At 39.8% G+C, this 18,774-nt stretch carries 17 protein-coding genes; 15 read left to right on the plus strand and 2 right to left on the minus strand.

The window, feature by feature from the left end:
* The first annotated feature begins 187 nt into the window (after window positions 1-187).
* The 5 genes from GARC_RS14865 (at window position 188) to GARC_RS27020 (ending at window position 7,141) form a co-directional block, all read left to right on the plus strand.
* A complete protein-coding gene (locus GARC_RS14865; RefSeq protein ID WP_007621586.1) occupies window positions 188-3,082 on the plus strand; it encodes a M16 family metallopeptidase in 2,895 nt (964 codons plus the stop codon).
* 124 nt (window positions 3,083-3,206) lie between these two features.
* The gene (gene recQ, locus GARC_RS14870; RefSeq protein ID WP_007621589.1) at window positions 3,207-5,393 is read left to right on the plus strand and encodes a DNA helicase RecQ; all 2,187 of its coding nucleotides are present in this window, start codon (window positions 3,207-3,209) and stop codon (window positions 5,391-5,393) included.
* Window positions 5,394-5,463: 70 nt separating this feature from the next.
* Window positions 5,464-6,477 carry a tRNA dihydrouridine(20/20a) synthase DusA gene (gene dusA / locus GARC_RS14875; RefSeq protein ID WP_007621590.1) on the plus strand — a complete coding sequence of 338 codons (1,014 nt, stop codon included), beginning with the start codon at window positions 5,464-5,466 and terminating at the stop codon, window positions 6,475-6,477.
* 219 nt (window positions 6,478-6,696) lie between these two features.
* The gene (locus GARC_RS14885) at window positions 6,697-6,978 is read left to right on the plus strand and encodes a hypothetical protein (protein WP_007621591.1); all 282 of its coding nucleotides are present in this window, start codon (window positions 6,697-6,699) and stop codon (window positions 6,976-6,978) included.
* A 10-nt stretch (window positions 6,979-6,988) separates the two neighbouring features.
* Window positions 6,989-7,141, plus strand: coding sequence for a hypothetical protein (locus GARC_RS27020; RefSeq protein WP_007621592.1), 153 nt, complete (start codon window positions 6,989-6,991; stop codon window positions 7,139-7,141).
* Window positions 7,142-7,297: 156 nt separating this feature from the next.
* On the opposite strand, the gene GARC_RS14890 is transcribed toward GARC_RS27020, so the two are convergent.
* A complete protein-coding gene (locus GARC_RS14890) occupies window positions 7,298-7,501 on the minus strand; it encodes a hypothetical protein (RefSeq protein WP_007621598.1) in 204 nt (67 codons plus the stop codon).
* A gap of 341 nt (window positions 7,502-7,842) precedes the next feature.
* Between GARC_RS14890 and GARC_RS14895 the strand changes: the two genes are divergently transcribed.
* From GARC_RS14895 to GARC_RS14940, 10 genes are all read left to right on the plus strand, one after another.
* Window positions 7,843-9,498, plus strand: coding sequence for an ATP-binding protein (locus GARC_RS14895; RefSeq protein ID WP_007621599.1), 1,656 nt, complete (start codon window positions 7,843-7,845; stop codon window positions 9,496-9,498).
* 304 nt (window positions 9,499-9,802) lie between these two features.
* On the plus strand, window positions 9,803-10,462 hold the full coding sequence (gene pspA, locus GARC_RS14900) for a phage shock protein PspA (RefSeq protein WP_007621600.1): 660 nt from the start codon (window positions 9,803-9,805) through the stop codon (window positions 10,460-10,462).
* Window positions 10,463-10,538: 76 nt separating this feature from the next.
* Window positions 10,539-10,739, plus strand: coding sequence for a PspC domain-containing protein (locus GARC_RS14905; RefSeq protein ID WP_039989782.1), 201 nt, complete (start codon window positions 10,539-10,541; stop codon window positions 10,737-10,739).
* 9 nt (window positions 10,740-10,748) lie between these two features.
* Window positions 10,749-11,081, plus strand: coding sequence for a hypothetical protein (locus GARC_RS14910; RefSeq protein ID WP_007621603.1), 333 nt, complete (start codon window positions 10,749-10,751; stop codon window positions 11,079-11,081).
* Window positions 11,082-11,181: 100 nt separating this feature from the next.
* Window positions 11,182-11,613, plus strand: a complete 432-nt coding sequence (locus GARC_RS14915) for a copper chaperone PCu(A)C (protein ID WP_007621609.1) — start codon at window positions 11,182-11,184, stop codon at window positions 11,611-11,613.
* An 8-nt stretch (window positions 11,614-11,621) separates the two neighbouring features.
* Window positions 11,622-12,614: a DUF2333 family protein gene (locus tag GARC_RS14920; RefSeq protein WP_007621614.1), complete on the plus strand. Its 993-nt coding sequence runs from the start codon at window positions 11,622-11,624 to the stop codon at window positions 12,612-12,614.
* A gap of 3 nt (window positions 12,615-12,617) precedes the next feature.
* Entirely contained in the window at window positions 12,618-13,376 is a 759-nt protein-coding gene (locus GARC_RS14925) for a TIGR04219 family outer membrane beta-barrel protein (RefSeq protein WP_007621615.1), read from the plus strand.
* A 98-nt stretch (window positions 13,377-13,474) separates the two neighbouring features.
* Window positions 13,475-15,283 (plus strand): assimilatory sulfite reductase (NADPH) flavoprotein subunit, encoded by a 1,809-nt coding sequence (locus GARC_RS14930; protein WP_007621616.1) that lies wholly within the window; start codon window positions 13,475-13,477, stop codon window positions 15,281-15,283.
* Window positions 15,283-17,013, plus strand: a complete 1,731-nt coding sequence (gene cysI / locus GARC_RS14935; RefSeq protein ID WP_007621617.1) for an assimilatory sulfite reductase (NADPH) hemoprotein subunit — start codon at window positions 15,283-15,285, stop codon at window positions 17,011-17,013. The genes GARC_RS14930 and cysI overlap by 1 nt, the downstream gene beginning before the upstream one ends.
* Window positions 16,991-17,740, plus strand: coding sequence for a phosphoadenylyl-sulfate reductase (locus tag GARC_RS14940; protein WP_007621619.1), 750 nt, complete (start codon window positions 16,991-16,993; stop codon window positions 17,738-17,740). The genes cysI and GARC_RS14940 overlap by 23 nt, the downstream gene beginning before the upstream one ends.
* A 32-nt stretch (window positions 17,741-17,772) precedes the next feature.
* Here the strand turns inward: GARC_RS14940 and GARC_RS14945 are convergent, their stop codons facing one another.
* On the minus strand, window positions 17,773-18,672 hold the full coding sequence (locus tag GARC_RS14945; protein WP_007621624.1) for a TIGR03899 family protein: 900 nt from the start codon (window positions 18,670-18,672) through the stop codon (window positions 17,773-17,775).
* Window positions 18,673-18,774 lie beyond the last annotated feature (102 nt).

Consider the following 18,774-nt stretch of genomic DNA (forward strand, 5'->3'; position numbering starts at 1 on the left):
ACTACTCCAAAACTGGCACAAGTTTAAACTAAAACCGTGTACGAGATGTAGTAGTTATTGCTTTGTAGTTCACAGAGACTGTAGATACATATCCTTTTACTTGTCTGGCGGAGATTTTTGATCCCGAAATGTGTATTATCGGCAACCTCTTAACTATTTATTTGTTTCTTTTTAGGTTAATAATTTTATGAAAAAACAATCTCTAATGATTGCAGGAATTGCAGCTATTTTATGCTTAACAGCCTGTGACATAAAAGATCCTCAACAAAAATCCAGCCAAATAAAAAGTGACCAGATCAAGTCTAACGTTGTGCCAGAAGGTTTTAAAAAAATTATCACTGTTGCCAAAAAAGGTGATGAGATTGTCATTCCATTTACCAAATATCAGCTCGACAATGGGCTAACCGTTATTTTACACCCTGATAACTCCGATCCACTTGTACATGTTGATGTGACTTACCATGTTGGTTCAGGGCGAGAGGAGCCTGGAAAATCAGGTTTTGCCCACTTTTTTGAACACATGATGTTCCAAGGCTCAGAGAATGTCGCCGACGAGCAACATTTTGGTCTGATTACCGAATCTGGTGGCACGCTGAATGGCTCTACTAACACTGACCGTACTAATTATTATGAAACAGTTCCTTCTAATCAATTAGAACGGATGTTGTGGTTAGAATCTGATCGTATGGGCTTTTTCCTCGATGCCGTTACCAAAGAAAAATTCGAAAATCAGCGTGAGACTGTTAAAAATGAACGTGGTCAAAATTATGATAACCGTCCTTATGGTCTACTAAGAGAAAGAGTCGGTGAAGCTTTGTTTCCTGAAGGTCACCCGTATTCTTGGTCGACTATTGGTTATATAGAAGATCTTAATCGTGCAGACTTGAACGATTTGAAAAAATTCTTCTTACGTTGGTATGGCCCAAACAATGCTACATTAACCATAGGTGGCGACATGGACGAAACCCAAACATTGGCTTGGGTTAAAAAATATTTTGGTGGCATACCTCGAGGCCCTGAAGTTATACAGCCTGAGTATACAGCGGTCACACTGAAACAGGACCGTTACATTTCTATGGAAGATAACGTTTCTTTGCCTTTAGTGTATATGTCGTTCCCAACAGTACATGCTAATCACCCTGATGAAGCTCCACTTGATGTGCTTATGTCTATTCTAGGTAGTGGTAAGACGTCATTGTTATATAAAAATCTGGTGAAAAATGGCAAGTCTGTTCAAGCTAGTGCAAACCATGGGTGCGGTGAGCTAAGTTGTCAGTTTACTCTGCTGGCTTTACCTACCCCTGGTAACAGCTTATCTGAGTTAGAGACTATTATTCGTGCGTCGTTAGATGAATTCGAAAGCAAAGGTGGCGCGACCGACGATGATATAGAGCGTGTTAAGGCTGGTATTGTATCGGGTATGGTTTACGGACTTGAAAGTGTATCTGGAAAAGTGAGCCAACTTGCTGCCTATCAAACCTATCGAAACAATCCTAATGCTATCGGTGAAGATGTCGCTCGTTATGAAAACGTCAGTCAAGACGATGTGATGCGAGTTTATAAAAAATATATTAAAGATAAATATGCCGTGATCATGAGCATAGTACCGAATGGGCAAGGTGATAAAATCGCCAAGCCAGACACTTGGAAACGTTACGATAGAGCTATCCCCGATAGTACTGAAGATGACTCATTGGTACTGCGTCCAGGTACTTCTGACTTCGACCGTTCTGTGGTTCCAGTATCAGGGAAAAACCCTAGTGTCAGAGCGCCGGATATCTATAAACTAACGACTAAAACTGGTATTAAAATTTTAGGTACAGTAAACGATGAAGTGCCTACCACCACCATTCGTTTACGTGTTCCAGCAGGGCAAACCAGAGAGTCAATCGATAAGCTTGGCCTAGCCTCGTTAACAGCTGCAATGTTGAGTGAGGCAACCAAAAAGTCCAGTGCTGAAGATTTATCTAATCACTTACAAAAATTGGGTTCATCTGTCGATTTTTCCACCGACAATAAATTTACCACTATCAATATTCGTACTCTGACTAAAAACTTGGATGAGACACTGGCTGTTGCAATCGAACAGCTTACTCAACCTAAGTTTGACGAAGCTGATTTTAAACGTTTACAAAAGCAACAAATAGAAGGCCTTAAAACAGCTAAAAAAAATGCCGCGACTACTGCAACAGAAGTCTTTAACAAGCTAGTTTTTGGTAGTGATAATAGTTTTGCTTATGCTGACAACGGGATTATTTCTACCTTAGAAAAACTTTCCTTAAAGGATGTCATAGAATTCTACAGTGCTAATTATGGCCCTTCGAATGCTGACGTGATAGTGGTCAGTAATTTGGCTGAAAATGAGATTAGCAAAAGCCTTAAGACCTTAGATGTTTGGCAAGGTAAAAGCAGTCCGATGCCAGCAATCAATCCTTTCCCAGAGTTGCAAGCGGGCACCTTATATTTTATTGATAAGCCTGAAGCTGCACAGTCCGAAATACGTATTGGTAAACGCGCACTCAAATATGATTCGGTTGGAGAGTATTACCGTGCAGATTTGATGAATTATAATTTGGGCGGGGCTTTTAACAGTAGGATCAATCTTAATCTTAGAGAAGATAAAGGTTATACCTATGGTGCCCGCTCTTTCTTTTATGGCAATGATTTTTACGGCTTCTATCGAGCGCAAGCGGGCGTGCGTGCCGACACTACTGCTGATTCAATTGTGCAGTTTAGAAACGAAATCTCTGCCTTTGGAGCACAAGGCCTGACAGTAAAAGAACTGGAGTTTGTGAAAAGTGCTATTGGTCAACGGGATGCGCGCAACTATGAAACTCCACGACAAAAACTGAGTTTTTTGTCAGAAATCATGACCTATAATCTGGATAAAGGTTTTGTGGATAAACAAAATGAAATCTTGGAAAAGGTGAGTATAGAAGAACTGAGTGGGTTGGCCGCTAAACATCTTAAACTTGACGAGATGATTACCGTAGTAGTGGGAGATAAAGCTACCATTATGGAAAGCTTGCAGCCCATGTTTAAGAATATTGTTGAGCTTGATGAAGAGGGGAAACCACTTTAGCCACTCTTAATAATTTAACAAAATAGTCACCTTTTTTCATTCATGGTGGCTATTTTGTTTGTAGTTCAATCCTACATGCGACCCTTACGCCATAGACATTAAAGATCAGCAAGGAAGAACCGCAATGATTAATCAAGCAAACACTATTCTAAAAAGCGTATTTGGTTTTGATCAGTTTCGAGAGTCACAAGAAGCGATTATCGGCAACGTTTTAAACAAACAAAATACCCTAGCAATTATGCCAACGGGTGGCGGTAAATCTTTGTGTTACCAGATCCCAGGTACTGTATTTAATGGTTTAACCATTGTTATTTCGCCTCTAATATCGCTGATGCAAGATCAAGTTAGACAACTGAATGAGCTTGCCATCCCTGCTTGTGTGTTAAACAGTTCCCTTTCAGACAGTGATTATCAAGATAATTTAGATTCCATCAAACATCAGCAAATTAAGCTGTTGTTTTTGGCTCCAGAAACCGCGTTGCAAACTAGCATTTTAGATCTATTGAGCAATTGTGATGTTTCTTGTATCGCCATTGATGAGGCGCACTGTATTTCTGAATGGGGACATGACTTTCGCCCTGAATATCGGCAACTTAATCGTCTAATTGAGTGTTTCCCAAGGGCTGTATGTATCGCCTTAACGGCTACCGCTACGCCTAGAGTGCGAGAGGACATTAAACGTCAGCTCAATATCAATGACAGTAGCGAATACATTTCCAGTTTTGATCGTCCTAATTTGTTTATTAGTGTGATCCCTAAAGATAACCCCTATCAGCAATGTAAAAAATTTGTCGAACAACACCCAGAGCAGTCGGGGATTATTTATTGCCAATCACGTAAAGGTGTAGATGAACTCACCGCCAAACTTAAACAGGACGGGTTTTCGGCTTTGCCTTATCATGCTGGACTGAGCAGTATAAAACGCAGCGATTATCAAGAACGTTTTATTCGAGATGATGTAAACATCATAGTGGCGACTATTGCTTTTGGGATGGGCATCAACAAACCCGATGTGCGTTACGTTTTACATTACGATCTACCAAAAAATATTGAAGGGTATTATCAACAAATTGGTCGTGCTGGCCGTGATGGTTTAGACGCCGATTGTTTATTATTATTTGGTTATGGTGACACAGGAAAAATTCGTTTCTTTATTGAACAGATGAGTAACGAACAGGAAAAACGTTTGGCTAATGTGCATCTCAACCAAATGTTAGCATTGGCTGAGGCCGAAGATTGCAGACGTACACCACTACTGGCATATTTTGGTGAAAAATCAGCTAAAGAAAATTGCGCTAACTGTGATAATTGCACCAATGAAAGCAAAGAGAAATCTGATTTAACCGTACCCGCCCAGAAATTTTTATCCTGCGTGCATCGCACCGGTCAACGTTTTGGTTCTAGCCATATTATCGATGTATTGCGAGGCTCTAGCGCCGAAAAAGTATTACAAAACCAGCATAACTTGCTTTCAACTTATAATATTGGCAATGAGTACAATAAAAAGCAGTGGATGGCTTTGGCGCGGCAATTGATCCAAAAAGGTTTGCTCAACCAAGAAGAACAATACGGCGGTTTAAAACTCACGCAGAAAGCCGGTGACGTGTTAAAAGGTAAGGTGCCGTTTTTTGCTTTACTACAGCAACCTGTTGCAGCTAGTGGCCATGCATCTAAAACACTTGCCAACCCGGGTGATCAGCAATTGGTCGCTATATTAAAAGCTGATCGTAAACGTTTAGCCGATGAAGCAAATTTGCCTCCTTATGCTATTTTCTCTGATCGTACACTCAACGAAATGGCTTATTATTTTCCACATTCTGAAGAAAATTTGTTACGAATTCATGGAGTAGGGCAAGCCAAGTTAGATAAGTATGGTGAGCATTATCTAATGCTTATAAATGATTACTGCCAGAAAAATAATATTGAAGAAGTTTCCAATACGCAAACTGCTAGTAAAGCAGTAGTCAATAAAGCAAGCAGCAGTAACTCCAATAGTCGCAGTATCGAAATAGTCAGTGCTTACCAACAGGGCCAATCTATCTACTCTTTAGCGTCACAGTTTAAGGTGAAAGACGGCACCATCATCAATCACTTGTACCGCTATGTGCAAGATGGGCATAAGTTCGCGCAGCCCACACTACTTTTAGAACAATCTGGTTTGAGCCAAAACCAAATTGATATGGCTTTAGCAGCCTTTGCAGAGCACTCTCACGAGCGCCTAAAACCTGTTTTCGACAGTCTCAACGAACAAGTCAGTTATGATCAATTACATTTACTTAGAATTTATTTTGTTAGTCAGTTGGTTGAATAAGCTTCACTAGTGCTAGGAGGCAAAATCAGCTAGAATGCGCGCCCTAAATTTCACATTGGCGAGGCAAACTATGAGTGAAACTATAAATCGCACTATTTCTGTAGCCCCAATGCTGGATTGGACAGATAAACATTGTCGGTATTTCCTTAGAAAAATATCACAACACGCGCTTTTGTATACTGAAATGGTGACTACAGGTGCGATCATTTTTGGTAAAGGTGATTATCTTGCTTATAACCAAGAAGAGCACCCTGTAGCACTGCAACTGGGTGGTTCTGATCCTACTGATATGGCGCGCTGTGCAGGTGAAGCGCAAAAATACGGTTACGATGAAGTAAACATAAATGTGGGCTGTCCCTCTGATCGTGTACAAAATGGCAGGTTCGGTGCCTGTTTAATGGCTGAGCCTGAAACTGTGGCTGCATGTATTAGCAGTATGCAGGCAGAGGTGGATATACCCGTTACAGTAAAGTCTCGCATCGGCATTGACGATATGGATGAGTATGAAGACTTAACCCGTTTTATTGATGTGGTTGCTGCGTCAGGTTGCGATACTTTTATTGTGCATGCCCGTAAAGCTTGGTTAAAAGGGTTAAGTCCAAAACAAAATCGTGATGTGCCACCCTTGATGTACGATCGTGTTTACCAGTTAAAACAACAGTTCCCAGATTTACATATCAGTCTAAACGGTGGTGTAAAAACCCTAGATGATGTGCAGCTTCACCTTAATTATTTAGATGGCGTGATGATAGGTCGTGAGGTTTATAGTAATCCGTACATTTTGGCTGAGGTCGATAATCGTTTTTATCAAGACAACGCGGTCATTAAAACTAGAGCTGAAGTGGTAATGTCTATGTTGCCTTATGTTGAGCAGCAGATTGCTCTAGGTGCTAGGCCGTGGCATATTGCTAGACATATGTTGGGGTTGTTTCAAGGCCAACCAGGCGGGCGTATTTGGCGTAGATACTTAAGTCAAAATGGCACTAAGGCAAATGTCGGTATTGAGCTTTTAACTGATGCTTTAGAGGTGTTATTAGATGCACAATCTAAGGCAGAACAATTCCAATCTGAGATGATTGGTTAAATTGACCAAAGCAATGGCAAAAATAACTAAACTTTAGGCTTGGACAATAACAACTCACATTTTGTTCGTCTAAGGTTAAAGTTAAACTTCATATAAATCAAATAGATAAAATTAATTTCATGATTGGCACAACTATCGCAAAGGATACTGCGACTTAACCAATAACTGTTCACACAAATTAAAAAACAGTTATCACTTACTAAACCAAAGGAAAATATCATGTTTACTAAATCTAAAATCGCTGCCATCGCACTTACTTCTACGTTAGCTTTTGCGTCTTCAGCGCAAGCCGAAAACGTGTCATTAGAAAAATATGTAAGCGGCATGGTGAATCAAGCGATGGAAGTTGCACAACAAGAAATTAAAAATAACGTCAGTTTGGCAATTTTGACTGTAGCCTACAACGTTAGTTTTAATGAAGAAAAAAATTATACAGCTAAAGTCACTATTACTGACATTAAAGCTGTAAGTGAAGAGGCAACAAAAACACAAGCTGAATAAGGAATTGCCTATGTTTAATCAAATATCTTTATTTATCATGTTGTTAACCCCTGTACTTGCTTATGTGGCAGGGGCAATGATTTTTAGTTTTGTTGAATGTTTACGCAAAAATTCAGTGATGGCTAAATATAATCACTTCATCAGTTATCGTAACGGTCTCTAACAGCAGTATTGACCGTTTTTGTTTTTCTCTCTTTGGTTAGCTTACACACCATTAGGCTTAATTTCCCTCTGCATAATTCCTCAATGTTTGTACCTTTGATATTTTCACTAACCGTTTTGCATGTCCATAACAAAGATACGAGAAGTCATTCTTGCCTTAGGCGCCTTCTAATAGAACTAAATCACGACCAGTTAAATACACACCGAATTCACTGATCAACATATTGATATAATGACGGGGAACTTTGTCACATGACTGAAGTTTCTTAATGGAGGATAGGCGACATCCCAAACGTTGCGCGAAACAACTGGCTGGGATCCCTCTGTGTGCAAGAAAAGTCAAAAAACGTTTTCCGGTCATATTTTTACTACCTCTACAACTAACCGCAATACAAAACATTAAGATGTATTTATAGCAAAATAGTTCCTTCTTTTCAGTGCTTTTTTAACATTATTGTAACATTGTAATAAGTACAGAGCACAAAATAATCAAAGCCCAAATAATTTCTTCAAACTAAGAGATGAGGGGGAACTATTGCTTTTCTTTGAATGTGTATTTAAAGCTAATCCTATAGTTATACAGATTGGTATTTGATTTGTGATCTTGCAAATTATTGAATTGAGCAGGTATGTAGTTTAAGCTAATTTACCCCAGAAGTTGTTCGTTGATACTAACAACTGTATTCCAAATAATGGCAAACAATGCCCAATAATTCATTAAAAGTAGAGCAGCAATTGCGTCACGCTGGGTTTAAAGTGCTGTTAGGCTTTGCTCTTCTTATCTCAGCGATTATTATTTTTACTAAACCCAATAATGCTTTGATTGCTTGGGTCATAACATGCACTTGGTTCACATTGTCTGTCGTCGCTTTATTTAGGCCACAGTATAATCTTTGGTGTGCTAAAAGTTGGGTATTAATATCTGTGCCTCTAATACCGGTATTAATTCTTTTTAACGGAATTGTTCCTGCAACACTGATTTCGTTAGCTACTATCTTTCCTGTGATGCTTGTTAAGCATTATTGGCGATTATTTTCTGTGATTATTATCGCCTGTTCTACCTTGTTGGTTCCGTTCTCTGATGTCCCATATGATAATGCAATTTGGCTGAGGTTATCCATTTCTAACGCCATTGTTGCTATGATGGTACTGACACTCGTCACCTACTTAGAGCGTGCATTAGTGTCAAGTCTGGATAAGACAGATGAGTTAAATAAAGCACTAATTAGCGAACGTGAGGCTAACCAAACTCAATCTAAATTTTTAGCCACAATGTCCCATGAAATTCGCACGCCAATGAACGGAATTTTAGGTTTGCTGGAAATTATGTTGTCCACAGATGTATCCAAGCAACAACGCTCGCATCTTGAAAAAATCAAATATTCTGGCGATGTGTTGCACCGAATTCTTAATGATATTCTCGATTTTTCTAAGCTCACTGCCGGTAAATTAGTTATTGAAAATATTCCTATTAGTATTCATCAATTAATTATTGATACTTCAGCAGTATTTAAAACACAGGCGCAAGGTAAAGGTATCAATTTAAACTTCAGTGTTGATCAAAAAATAAAACAAAATCTCATGGGAGATCCAACACGCATAACTCAAGTGATAAATAACTTGGTCAACAATGCAATTAAATTTACCGCAACAGGTGAGGTGAATATTTCAGTCACCCTAACCCAACAAAAGGATAAGGTTCAAACCCTTGAATTTTGCGTTAGTGATACCGGTATTGGTATTTCAAATGACAATATAAGCAGTATTTTCTCAGCATTTACTCAAGCCGATGATTCCACTGCGAGAATATTTGGCGGTACCGGGTTAGGTCTGCAAATTGCTAAAAACCTGGTTGAACAAATGGGAGGTCAGATATGGGTTAAAAGTGATGAACAAGTAGGGAGTGAGTTCTATTTTACCCTAAGTCTTAAAGGATCCTCAAAGTTACCCATCAATACTAAAAAAATCGAGCATGAACGCCCACAGTTTACTGGTAGTGTATTGGTGGTTGAAGACAATGAAATCAATCAAGTGGTAGCTGAACAAATTTTACTATCATACGGACTACAAGTTGATCTCGCCGACGACGGACAACAATGCATAGAGGCACTTGAACACGTCGACTATGATCTAGTGTTGATGGATTTACACATGCCAAATATTGATGGCTTTGAAGCCTGTTCAATCATTAGAAAGACAAATCCTAATATTCCAATCGTGGCTTTAACCGCCGCTGTACTAAAAGATGAGGTTCAAAAAGCTTTAGATGCAGGTATGAATTCACATCTCGCTAAACCACTCGATCATGTTCAATTGCAAAAAGTCTTAAATAGATACCTCAAAACCAAACAAATGTAACAGCTACTACTTTTCCGCTGTACTGTTTTTTTCTTCTATGGTTTAACGCTCCTAGTTTTTTAGATTATCCATTTCCAGCATACAAAATATCAGTTGTTATTTTCACTAACAATTTAGTCTATTTGACTAAATTGTTAAGTAAGACCCAAAGCATCAATAAGGATGACTTTTTAATATTTATAAAAATTCCATGTAAATCATATTGTTATCTGTGTTTGTTAAATTGGCACAACACTTGTAATAGTTATGGTAGTGCTGGAATAGCCCAGCAGGAAAACTCATAAATATTATTGGAGAAATCAAAATGGGTATGTTTACGAGAATGTCAGACATAGTACAAGCCAATATCAACGCCATCTTAGATAAAGCGGAAGATCCAGCCAAAGTGATTAAGCTGCTTATCCAAGAAATGGAAGAAACCTTAGTAGAATTACGCTCTGTGGCAGCGACTAATCTAGCCGAGAAAAAACAAGTTCAGCGCCAAGCAGACAAACTGCAACAACAAATCAATGCATGGCAGGCAAAAGCGACTTTAGCGGTAGAAAAAGATCGTGAAGACCTGGCCAGAGCTGCGTTAGGTGAAAAGCACCTTTGTCAGCAAAAATTGTCAGCTTTAACTGATGAGCAGGTTGTAGTGGACGAATCGTTGTCTAAGTTACAAGCCGATATGGGAAAATTACAAGACAAACTTGTGGAAGCGCGAGCTAAACAAAAGTCTTTGATTGTTAGAGAGCGCTCGGTAGCTGTGCGAATGACGGTTAAAAATAGAGTTCACTCAGTCAAAATCGATGATGCAATTATGCGGTTTGAACAATATGAACGCAGGATTGATGACTTAGAGTCGCAAGTTGATGCTTACGATTTAGTGAATGAATCACAAGGCTTACATGCACAGTTCAATGAACTTGAAGCTGAGAGCCAAATTGAACAAGAGCTAGAAGCTTTACGTAAAAAGGTTGCTTAGTTTTGATCGGTCACTTAGCTAGTGGTAATCAATTGTTGCCACTAGCTGCCAAGACTTAAGAACAAAGGGGAAAAACATGAAACGTTATTATGAAGTTAACAGATTATATAAAGATCCAGTGCATCGTAAAGTGTCGGGTGTATGTGCAGGTTTAGCTAAACATTGGAGTCTACCTAGATTGTTAGTCCGCGTAATAGCCGTAGTCTGTCTAATATCGCTGCCGATGGTTACTGCTATTGCCTACATCACTGCCACAGTCCTGATCCCAAACAGATAGGAGTAGACTATGTTTAAAAACATTATTCTGGCGATATTGATAGCGATAGTGTTGACATACTGCTTGGGGCATCTGGCAAGCCAGTGGCTAGATTTACATCTTTCCTTTGCCGAATATGATTTTGAGCCCATAGCCTCAATTCTTGCAGTGACAGGTTTAGTAGTAATATTGGTAGTGGTGGGTTTTATTATCGCATTTAGTATTTTTGCCGCGATTGCTTTTGTTGTAGTTGCAGTTGGTATTGGTTTATTTGTTGCTGGGTTAAGTGTGTTTTGGCCGGTTATCTTATTTACCTTAGTGATTTTTCTTTTAGTTAAAGACAAACAAACTGCCGCCTACTGAAGTTATCAAAGACCTAGGTCAAACTTTTGTGTTTAATGGTTGGCATGTTAAATAGAATTACTGAATAATTGAGAGCATATTTATTATTTGTAGGTGGTTTATGCTTCGATTGATTATATTGCTGTGTAGTTTGGTAACTGGTTCGCTTTTCGCTGAAATAATAGTAACTGACGCAACCGTCAGATTACTGCCCCCTGGAGTGCCAAACACAGCGGCTTATTTTTCTATTCAAAACCACTCGGATACAAGCCAAATATTGATCGGTGCTTCTGCAGACTTCGCCACTAAAGCAGAAATACATAACCATATTTTGGTGGATGATATGATGAGCATGCAACAACGGTCTGAAGTTGTTATTCAGCCAGGGGAAAGTGTTCAGTTTGCTCCCGGCGGTCTACATATTATGATTTTTGGGCTGAAGACTCCCTTGCGCGAAGGGCAGTCTGTAGAAATTAGTCTGCAGACTAAAGGAGGCGAGTCAATTAGCATTACAGCTAAGGTTGCTCGGCCATCAGCACACTCACATCATTAGGAAAAAACATGAAACAATATCTTGCCCCAAAATGGTTGTTCAGCGCGATTGCACTAATCATCTTTTTGTTTTGGCTTTTATCGGTGTATTGGAGCTTCGAGCCTGAATTATTTGAACCTGAACTTCTTGCACAGCAGCAAGCTAGCCAAAGAAATGAGTCTGTTGTTGCGGGCTACACTATTACTACTAGTCTAATTAAAGTTAGCGAAACCTTGCTAGACAAGCCTGGCGGCTATTTGTCAAATGATGTATTGCCACCTAGTGTGATGATGGACAATATGCCTAGTTGGGAGTTTGGTGCCTTAGAAATGACTCGGGATTTGGCTCTAGCTATGCGCCAAGACTTTAGCCGCTCACAAAGCCAATCCTTAGAAAATCCTTTTTTAACCAAAGCCCAACCGCAATTTAATATAGATAACTTAAGTTGGTTGTTGCCTTCTGCAGAGTCGAAGTATCAAGAAGGTATAGATAATTTATATGCTTACAGAAGTAGCTTATCTGATAGCCGCCAAAAACAAGGACAATTCTACGCGCGGGCTGATAATTTGAGAGATTGGCTTAAACAGTTAGAGAAACGTTTAGGCAGTTTCTCGCAACGTTTGAGTGCAAGTGTTGGTCAAGAGCGTCTTGATACTAATTTAGCTGGTGATGCTCAAGCTATACAGTCTACGCCAACTGCAAATCGACTGGCTGAAAAAACCAGCTGGTGGAAGTTAGATGATAATTTTTATGAGGCTAGAGGTGCAAGTTGGGCATTAATACATTTTTTAAAAGCTGTAGAAGTGGATTTTGCCGATGTTCTCAAGAAGAAAAATGCCACAATTAGCTTGCAACAAATTATCCGTGAATTGGAAGCGACTCAAGAGTCTCTCTGGAGTCCAATGATATTAAATGGTAGTGGTTTTGGTACCTTAGCTAATCATTCATTAGTGATGGCGAACTATATTTCTAGGGCAAATGCTGCTCTAATTGAGCTAAGCGAATTATTGAATCAGGGTTAAATTATGAAAAAGACAGTCCTAACTTTAGGCCTAATTGTATCGGGAACTAGTTTTACTGCACAGGCTGATACCTTACTTGGCCTCTATGCAGGTGCTCAGGGCTGGAATATGCAAACCTCAGGTGGGTTTTCAAGTGATGGTACTAATGCGGATTTTAATTTTGAAGACCAAACAAATTCGAACATTTATGTAGCCTTTGAACATCCGGTTCCTTTAATTCCAAATATTAAAATACAACGAACCATCATGGACACGTCAGGTGAGACAACGTTAAATTCACAGTACACCTTTGGCGATGAAATTTATGCCAATAACACTGATGTGAGCACCGATGTGCAATTAACAACAACAGATTTTATCTTATATTACGAGTTGTTTGATAACGATTTGATTAGTTTTGATGTGGGTATCAACGCCAAACAAATTGATGGAGAGTTTTTGGTCACGGAAAAGGAAAATCCCTCTACCTCTTCCAGAGAATCGTTTTCTGGGCCCGTTCCAATGGTTTATTCTCGGCTGGCTATAGGTATCCCCTTTAGTGGCTTTGGTGCTTATGTGGAGGGGAGTTTCTTAAATATTGATGATCATACCTTGTCAGACTACCAAGCCGCGTTGACTTATAGCTTGATGGAAAATCTAGCGTTAGATATGACTTTTCAGCTAGGTTATCGGACTGTTAAATTAGAGTTGGATGACTTAGATGATATTTATTCAAATCTTGAATTTAAAGGTGTATACGCTGGATTAGAGGTGCATTTTTAATTTCATCTGATTTGGTTATAAAAAATTAGTTTTTATTCTTTCCAGTTATGTCCTTATATCGCTAACCTATAGTTGTGTTAATAACGGTTAGCGATTATATGTCTTCAGTAATAAATCAAGCCACTGGGCTTGCCGCAGGTTTAAATGAAAACCAGTGGTCTCAAATTAATCAGGCTACGGCCGCACTCAATCCACAACAACTGACTTGGTTGAGTGGTTACTTAGCTGGATTGGCGCAAAATGGCCAGTCTGCTGTTTTAGCTCAATCCGATAACAAGCCCGCAAAATTTTTGACTATTCTGTATGGTTCGCAAACCGGTAACGCCAAATCTGTTGCGAAGGAATACAAAGCCAAATTAGATGCGCTAAATGTTCCGGCTAAAATTGCTAGTATGGCTGATTACAAACATAAGCAACTTAAAACAGAGAGTCATGTGGTGGTTATTGTTAGCACCCATGGTGAAGGTGAAGCTCCAGATGATGCAGTTGCGCTACACAGTTTTTTAGCTGGGAAAAAAGCACCAAAACTCAACGACTTAAATTTTGCTGTTTTAGGCTTAGGTGATACAAGTTACGAGTTTTTCTGCCAAACAGCCAAAGACTTTGACAAACGTTTACAGGATCTAGGCGCAAAGCGGATAACGGCTCGTGTTGATTGTGATGTTGATTACGATACTGATGCAACGGCTTGGTTTGAAACCGTTACTCATCAGATAAAAGATGAGTTAAGCGCAAAAAGTTCGCAATCTGTTGCCCCATCGTTAGATATGGGTACTAGTGGTGTAGTCGCTAGTCAGTACACTAAAAAATCCCCATATACTGCAACTTTACTTGAAAGTCAGAAAATCACTGGCCGAGATTCAGTTAAGGATATCCGCCATATTGAGATATCCCTTGAAGACTCAGGTATCCAATATCGCCCGGGTGATGCATTAGGTATTTGGTTTAAAAATGATGCAAACTTAGTTGACGAGTTAGTAACTGTACTGGGTTTGCAAAGTGATGTTTCGGTTAGCTGGTCAGGTGATGACTACAGTTTAAAAGATGTTTTGGTTAATAAATTAGAGTTGACTCAAAGTTATCCAACTTTTGTCACCCAATATGCAGAATATGCTAACAACGTTGAACTCAATGCATTATTAGATGATAAGTCAGTTTTGCGTGAGTATTTGGCCCAGTGCCAAATTATTGATGTTGTTCGTCAGTTTCCAGCCAAAATCAGCGCTCAACAGTTTGTTGATGCCCTAAGAATAATGACACCACGACTCTACTCTATTGCTTCTAGCCAAGCAGAAGTGGAAGACGAAGTACACTTAACTGTTGCCTTAGTTGAATACGACGCCCACGGTCATGCCCATCAAGGTGGCGCTTCTAGCTTCTTGTCTACTCGTTTAGAAGAAGGTGGTGAAGTGAATGTGTTTGTCGAGCAAAATGACAACTTTCGTCTACCCGATGACGGTAACACTCCGGTTATCATGGTTGGCCCAGGTACAGGTATTGCTCCCTTTAGAGCCTTTATGCAACAACGTGAAGCGGAAGAAGCCAGTGGTGAAAACTGGTTGTTCTTTGGTAACCCTAATTATACTCAGGATTTTTTGTATCAAACTGAATGGCAACGTTTTGTTAAAGACGGTGTAGTCAATAAAGTCAGTTTGGCATTTTCCAGAGATCAAGAACAAAAAGTTTATGTGCAGCACCGAATGCTTGAACAAGGCGCTGAGTTGTATCAGTGGCTTGAGCAAGGTGCACACCTTTATGTGTGTGGTGACGCCAATCATATGGCCAAAGACGTACAAGACGCTTTAGTGCAAATTGTGATTGAACATGGCGCCAAAAGTGAAGAGCAAGCCGAGCAGTATATATCTGACTTGCGCCGTACTAAACGCTATCAGAAGGACGTTTATTAATGACTACTGACAATAAAAATTTCGTCGTTGAAGGCAATTTAGCTGATAACGAACGCCTTAAAGGCCAAAGCAATTTTTTGCGTGGCACTATAGCAGAAGATTTGAATGATGATTTAACCGGTGCATTTGTTGGTGATAACTTCCAACTTATTCGTTTTCATGGCATGTACCAGCAAGACGACCGTGATATTCGTGCTGAGCGCGCTAAGCAAAAATTAGAGCCTCTACAAAACGTGATGTTAAGAGCACGTTTACCTGGCGGTATTATTACCACTCAGCAGTGGTTGGCGATTGATAAATTTGCTGAGGAAAAAAGTATTTATGGCAGTATTCGTTTAACTACGCGCCAAACATTTCAGTTTCATGGAGTGTTAAAGCCTAACGTTAAACCTATGCATCAAATGCTAAATCAAGTTGGCGTTGACTCTATTGCGACCGCTGGCGATGTAAACCGTAATGTATTGTGTACTTCTAATCCGGTGGAGTCTGAAGTACATCAAGAAGCATACGAGTGGGCTAAAAAGATCAGTGAACATTTGTTGCCTAAAACACGTGCCTATGCAGAAATTTGGCTCGATGGCGAAAAAACAGAAACAACCGATCATGAACCTATTTTAGGCAATAACTATCTACCACGTAAGTTTAAAACGACAGTGGTTATTCCGCCGCAAAATGATGTGGACGTACATGCTAACGATTTGAATTTTGTAGCAATTGCCGAAAACGGTAAGCTAGTTGGTTTTAACGTTTTGGTTGGTGGTGGCTTGGCCATGACTCATGGGGATACCTCTACTTTTCCGCGCAAAGCAGACGATTTTGGTTATATCAGTTTAGAGCATACTTTAGCCGTGGCGGCAGCAGTGGTGACCACGCAGCGTGATTGGGGTAACCGAGTTAATCGTAAAAACGCCAAGACTAAGTACACGTTAGAGCGTGTTGGTGTTGAAAATTTTAAAGCAGAAGTTGAAAAACGCGCTGGTGTTGTTTTTGCAAAAAGCAAACCTTTTGAGTTTACCTCTCGTGGCGACCGTATTGGTTGGGTTGAGGGTGTAGATGGAAAACACCACCTTACCTTGTTTATTGAAAACGGCCGCATTTTAGATTACCCAGGTAAAACGCTGAAAACAGGTTGTGCTGAGATTGCAAAAATACACACAGGCGATTTTCGTCTAACGGCTAATCAGAATTTGATAGTGGCGGGTGTAACAACCGAACAAAAAGCTCAGATTGAGCATTTAGCCCGTGAGCATGGGTTAATGTCTGATGACGTAAGTTTACAGCGTAAAGACTCGATGGCTTGTGTTTCACTACCCACTTGCCCACTAGCTATGGCAGAAGCAGAGCGTTATTTACCAGACGCGGTGACTCAAATCGAGGAAATATTAGCTAAGCATGGCATGCCAGATGAGAGCATCATTTATCGAGTGACAGGTTGTCCTAATGGCTGCGGCCGTGCAATGTTGGCTGAAGTTGGTTTGGTAGGTAAAGGTCCCGGCAAATACAACTTCCATTTGGGTGGAGATCGTCAAGGTACTCGGATCCCTAGAATGTACCGTGAAAATATCGATGAAAAGGAAATTATGAGTGAGTTAGACGACTTGATAGGCCGTTGGTCTAAAGAGCGTAATGCTGGCGAAGCTTTTGGTGATTTTCTTATCAGAGCTGAAGTTGTTAAACCTGTTATTAACTCAGCTAAGGACTTTTACGATGACCCAAGCTATTCAATCTAGCGTTGTCGAGAATACAACACTGAGTATCTCAGGCGAAGAATTGGTGCAAACCAATCTTGTCTTAGAAAAGCAGTCTGCTGTGCAACGAGTGGCATGGGCATTAGAGCACCTGCCTCATAATTTTATGTTGTCATCGAGTTTTGGCGCACAAGCGGCTGTGATGCTACATATGGTGACGCAGCAATATCCTGATATTCCAGTGGTGCTGACTGATACAGGTTATTTATTTCCTGAAACCTATCAATTTGTTGATGAGTTAACAGAGCGCCTTAAGCTTAATCTTAAGGTTTATCGTGCTGATACTTCTTCTGCATGGCAAGAAGCCCGTATGGGAAAAATGTGGGAGCAGGGGCTAGAAGGTATTGAAAAGTACAACGCACTGAATAAAGTTGAGCCAATGCAAAAAGCTTTGCAAGAGTTACAAATAAAAAGCTGGTTTGCTGGATTACGCCGCAGTCAGTCAGATATGCGCGAAACCTTACCTGTTGTGCAGCAGTTGAAAAATCAATATAAAATTTATCCTATTATTGATTGGTCGAACAAAGATGTTCATTTGTATTTAAAAGAACATAATCTGCCGTATCACCCTTTATGGGAAAAAGGCTATGTGTCTATAGGTGATTGGCACAGTACTCGCTCTTTGGAAGAAGGTATGAATGAACAAGATACCCGTTTCTTTGGATTAAAAAGAGAATGTGGCTTGCATGAATTTGGTGATGGAATTTAGCGATTTCGAGTCACAGCTGTTCTAAGAATCATCTAGGTAATGTCAAAAGCATTTCCTATGGTGGTTCTGAGTGACTTAACGTAAGTATCTTGTCGTTTTCGGGTCACCAATTTACATAATTCAGCGCCAGTAGTAGTAAATTTGTAATACACTAAAGTGGTGCCCGTACGCTTTGCCGTTAGATACAAAGTTTGTCCTGCACAACGCCATTCTGCAGGCACTCCAACGGGCAATTCGCCAGACTCAATTTCACTATTGTGTATTAACCCTAAGTCCATTAGCGACAAAATATCTGGGTAACCTAAACCAAATGTTGCCATGTTAAGTTGATGCTCTTTGTGCGAACTAAACAACGACCAAATACTGGTTTTTTGATAATAACCAAGTAAAAGTTTAGGGGTAGACTCCCCTTTGCGGCGGCTTGCTAGATTGACTGCATGACGAAAAATTTGTGCATCTTTTTGTGTTAGCTGTTTTAATACCCCTAAGGTTTTTAACGAGAAACTACCCGGCCTTGCTGTCTCTACCGCAAATATCTTGCCCCATAATTCCTGCATGGTAGGCGAAAAAATTTCTTCTGCCATTTTTACGAAACTAAAAAACCAATCAGGATCTAAATCTTCTTCTTTACCGTCATCTAGACAAAAGTCCAAGGCCCTGCCCAAAATGTTTTCTAGATTTTTAAGTTTTCTTAACGCTAACATCTCTTTGTTGCGTTTTATTTTTTCACTGCTGCTGGTGGTGTGCAAAGAGATATTCTCTCCTTGCACACCTACCTGAGAAAACCAGTTCATAATACGTTTTTGACTTGTTTGCCTGTTCAACCTATTTTCTGACTGTGTTTTCGCTGCACTTATGGCTACATCTGCTTTTTGCGGCAGAATTGGTTTTAACTGATTTGTAATGGGCAAAGATGTAGATTCTATTTTCATGAAACTTAGAACGCTGCTTTGGTTTTTGTTTTGTTGCCCTGTATATTGCGTTAATTCATGTTACATGAGCAAATAAAAATGTTAACTTTACTCAACACGGGT

It is taken from the genome of Paraglaciecola arctica BSs20135 (assembly GCF_000314995.1).
GTDB classification, from domain to species: Bacteria; Pseudomonadota; Gammaproteobacteria; order Enterobacterales; family Alteromonadaceae; genus Paraglaciecola; species Paraglaciecola arctica.